The 4,294-nt window shown below is 50.2% G+C and carries 3 protein-coding genes; 2 read left to right on the top strand and 1 reads right to left on the bottom strand.

All coding sequences use genetic code 11. From position 1 onward, the window contains the following. Positions 1-992 precede the first annotated feature (992 nt). Positions 993-1,247 (top strand): helix-turn-helix domain-containing protein, encoded by a 255-nt coding sequence (locus tag ACR0C3_RS23200; RefSeq protein ID WP_480760770.1) that lies wholly within the window; start codon positions 993-995, stop codon positions 1,245-1,247. A 127-nt stretch (positions 1,248-1,374) separates the two neighbouring features. On the opposite strand, the gene ACR0C3_RS23205 is transcribed toward ACR0C3_RS23200, so the two are convergent. Continuing rightward, positions 1,375-2,130 carry a hypothetical protein gene (locus ACR0C3_RS23205; protein WP_480760771.1) on the bottom strand — a complete coding sequence of 252 codons (756 nt, stop codon included), beginning with the start codon at positions 2,128-2,130 and terminating at the stop codon, positions 1,375-1,377. Between the two features lie 94 nt (positions 2,131-2,224). Here ACR0C3_RS23205 and ACR0C3_RS23210 point away from each other — a divergent pair. Continuing rightward, a partial coding sequence (locus ACR0C3_RS23210) for an alpha/beta hydrolase family protein (RefSeq protein ID WP_480760773.1) occupies positions 2,225-4,294 on the top strand: 2,070 nt, incomplete at its 3' end.

Here is a 4,294-nt window from a genome sequence, read left to right on the forward strand (position 1 = left end):
AAGTGCCGTCCTGTCCAATCCCAATATTGGCGGCCCAGCCATCGCGGCTGGTGGGTTGATAGTTCCCTTAACCTATGAACCGTTGCTTGCTTGTCAAGGGCAGCACGGCGTGGTTACTCCAAAGTTACCAATTCAAGTATCAGGCCCGGCTTCTACATGTGTAACTAATTGAAAATGTTTTATGTTTCATCTATTTAGACTTGGGGTGGTTGTCTGGACGTGGTAGCATCACGCGCAAGGGTGCCGGGTGAGTGCCCGGATACCTCTTCTCTCTGACAAGCGACGAGGCCACTCCAGTCGGCTAACACCGATATGTGTCAACCCGGCACCCGATCTCTTCTGCGCAACTGACAATAGGCTCAGTCCCAACCTCGCTTGACCGCACCGGACAGCATTACAGTGATCTTTTCCGCTATCGTTTGATCGGGATTGCGTTTGAACAAAAAAATCTTGCTAAAACCGCACCGTGCACCTGGGCTTCGGCTGTGCTGGATGCGGTATCCTTGACTCACGCGTTCGCGGACTTCTCTAACCATGTCGTGGTCATTGATCTTCAAATCCCGGATCGCGTCCTCCTTCAACCGACGTTCACCTAACCGACCATCCAAGCTCGTGGGGCGTCGAAAGTACTCCGAAATCTGGAGCAGGATTTGGTTTGCGCGTGGCCGCAAATGCGACGGAAGGTGACCAACGCAATATAGGTATGCAGCGCGGTCCCGGATGTCATCGCGCAACTTTTGGCAGTTGGTCAAGTCGCCAAAAAACCGCCTGTAGAGTTGAGGCTTGTCCACTGGTGGGGTCCGTTTACGGGGCACAAAGTCGAAGGGCGGTTTTGGGGCGCGTGGGTCAAAGGTCATATCAGTCTCCGTTCGTATGACATCGCAAAAAACTGCGAATAATCATGGGTGTAGTAGGTGTTGATTGCCCCCAATTTGGGGTTAATCCCATAACAGGAGTAGCTGCTTGTGTCCACACGTTAAAGGTCATGAGCAGTGGCAGGTGCTGTAAGAACAGAGGCCTATCAATTCCTGCTGAGCGAACTCGTTAGGCTCAGGCAGGAGGCAGGGTTGTCACAGGCGGGTTTGGCCAAATTGTTGGGCAAGCCGCCGTCTTACGTGGGGAAGTATGAATTGGCTGAGCGCCGATTGGACATTGTGGAAACGATTGTCATATTGAAGACTCTGAAAGTGGACGCATCGATAGTCATCTCGGCAGTTTCTGATTTGGCTCCAGACCGGCTTCGATGACACAGCCCGGAAGAAACAAAGGGCTTCCACAAAGACCGTGCAGTTACGGCGCTGTTAGGGTCGCCATGTTCAGTGCTCTCGAAACAGGATGTAGTTCTCTGAGAACGTGGCGAATGCACAGCAAGATTTACCATTCAAATCCAATAGTGGACCTGTCATTCATGGGCACTTTGGTGCTTACATCAAATGGATGCAGGCTCGCCGTTCTAAATTCTACGTGTCGGTCTCCAAAGAATGTCCTGAACCTGATTTCACCGGAATTTGCTTCTGGCATCTCTTGGTATGCACCGCTTTCAGAGTATAGTTCCAATTTACCTCCAAGAGAGAGCACGGTGCCGTAGAAGCGCCACATCGTATCCGGTGATCCGACTCGCCGATAAGCAATGTGTACCGCCCTTGGGGCGTCCGATGGTTTTTTGAACAGACATCGTATCAAACCGTAATCTCTGTTTTTCCAATGTTCGGAATTGTCGAACTCAACGCCGTGCCATGGCCTTCCATAGCAAGTACGGACTATGTCGTCAGAAGGCCAATGTGGACCGGGCATGTAAACTCGAAACAGTGGCCTCATGATGCCCGACGCGGCGAGACCAAGCTGAAGCTTTCGCCGGATTGCGGCAAAATTTCGAAAGTAGCCATTGCGCTCGTAGTCAAACAGGCAAAGTGGATCGACATCCAGCAATGCTGAGAAGGCTACGATCTGATCCCCCCTACTCGGAACGCCCTCTTTCACCCAGCGATAGATTGATGATCTTTGACGAGCCGGTGGGAAACTGGGCTTCTTTTCGCTTAGCTGTTCCCAGGCTAAAATAAGGTCATCTATACTTCCATACTTCTGATCAATGAGTTGAGTTGTGGTTTCTTCCCGAACAAAAATTGGCATCAAGACAGTTTCCAAGTTTAATATGTTTAATCTGGACAGAGTTTTTTTTGATTCGTGTTAGCGATCTTGTTGTTAGTCAGTAAAGGGGTTTCAAATGCCGGTTCATAGTGCGAGTGATATTCGTGATGCAGCGCTTCTAGCAAATCTTGCCTATGAAAACGATCCTCACCTAGCATCCGAAAATGGATGGGAAGTGCTATCCCGCAGCCAGCTAGGTTTAACTCAAAACGAGTGGGACAATAATCCCTTCGACTCAACCAACAGTCAGTTCGTTTTTGACAATCTTAACGGCCAAGCCATTGTTGCTCAGAAAGGCACAAGGCTGGCGATTGCCTTTCGAGGCACGCAGGAGATTCCAGACCTCCTGACAGACCTCGCCGCCGGTGTGTTTGATTTTACTGCACACTATCAGCTCTTCCAAAACCTAATCCAAGCAATACAGACCTATTCTGCGGACAACGAAATTACAGATATCCTTGTTGCAGGTCATAGTCTGGGAGGTGCCATGGTCGAGATGTTCATGGCGGCTCATCCTCCGGGTGACGGTATAGACTATTTGGGATACTCATTTGGATCGCCAGGAACACGGGCAATATCTGAAGGTCCCGGATCAGATAGTCGATTGATCAATATTGGGCACTACTTCGACGACGGTGGCGACCCGATTTACAGAATTATTCCGTTCGAAAATGTTCAAGGCGTTGATGTTACTATAAACTTGCACGACCGATTGGACACAACATTAGTGGCGCTCAATATCAATCCAAATCAGCACTCGATGCTGACGTATGATCAGACTGTTGACTTGATGACCAAGTCCACCGTTTTGTTTCAAGAGTTTATCGATGACCCCTCAGACTTTTCGGTTACGATTATTGATAGTGGGAATTATTCGGGGGACGCTCTCAACGACTACATAATTGGCAGTCTAGATGGTTCTGCAATTCTTGGGGGATTGGGAAATGACCTCATCTATGGCAATTCGGGTGATGATACCCTTTCTGGACAAGCGGGCAATGACTGGCTCGATGGAGGGCGAGGGGTTGATCACCTGAATGGCGGCGACGGCGTTGATTTCTTGGCTGGCGGCAGAGGCGCAGATTTTCTGACCGGTGGCACCCAATCTGACACCTACTTCTTCACAGAGGATGACTTCCCGCCTTATCTGGGCGATGATCCGGATAGGATAACGGACTACAACCAAGGGAACTTCGGTGAATTTTCCGACGAAGAGGCAGACCTAATCGACCTGTCAGGGTTTCAGTTCAATACGATTGACGGTTTCGGATCCGCATCCACTGTTCGCTTAGTCTCCATTGACGCAAGCCAGGACGCTCCTAGCGGTGCTCTCCTGCAGGTTCAAACCGGAGATGGAGTATGGCGCGAGATAGCGCGGCTGGATAATGTTGAAACGGGTCAATCTGTCTCGATTGCTCTGAACAATACCCAGTCAGAGACCAGAACGGGGACCAGCTTTGTTGTAGATGCGATCGGGAATGGTACAGTCTGGTCAACATCACCGCCATCGCAAAATGTCGGTGAAGATGATGTTTCTATTACGTTCACAATCACTCGCGAAGGCACTGATCTTTCTCCTGTAACAGTGTTCGTAAGCACGACACAGACACACGGAAGCTACAACGATGGCGATTATGTTGGACGGGCAAACGTACCAGTAGTGTTTGAGGAAGGTGAAACCACGCAGAGTTTCACTGTACAAATAAATCCGGATGCGTTTGCCGAGTCAGATGAAACCTTCGGCGTAATTGTTCAATCGGATCCAAATGATCCGGTGTCGACCTACCTCGCGTCATCTCAGTTTACGATAGAAGATGGAACTACCCCCGACGCGTCGGGTGAAACGTATGTTGGCGATGAATTCGACAATACTTGGACTGGCACCTCAGATGATGACATAGCATTCGGATTTGCCGGAAATGATCTGCTCGAAGGCAACGCTGGCGACGACATTATTTTCGGAGGTGAAGGCAACGACACCATAAATGGTGGCATTGGCAATGATGTGATTTCGGCTGGTGATGGTCGAGACATTGTCGACGCAGGCGCAGGCGATGATTTTATTGATGCGCGTCAGGAGTTAACTGCGGCGGACGAGGTTCTCGCGGGCTCGGGCGATGACGTTGTGATGGTCGGTTCCGCCGCT

The organism is Ruegeria sp. CK3 (assembly GCF_056536565.1).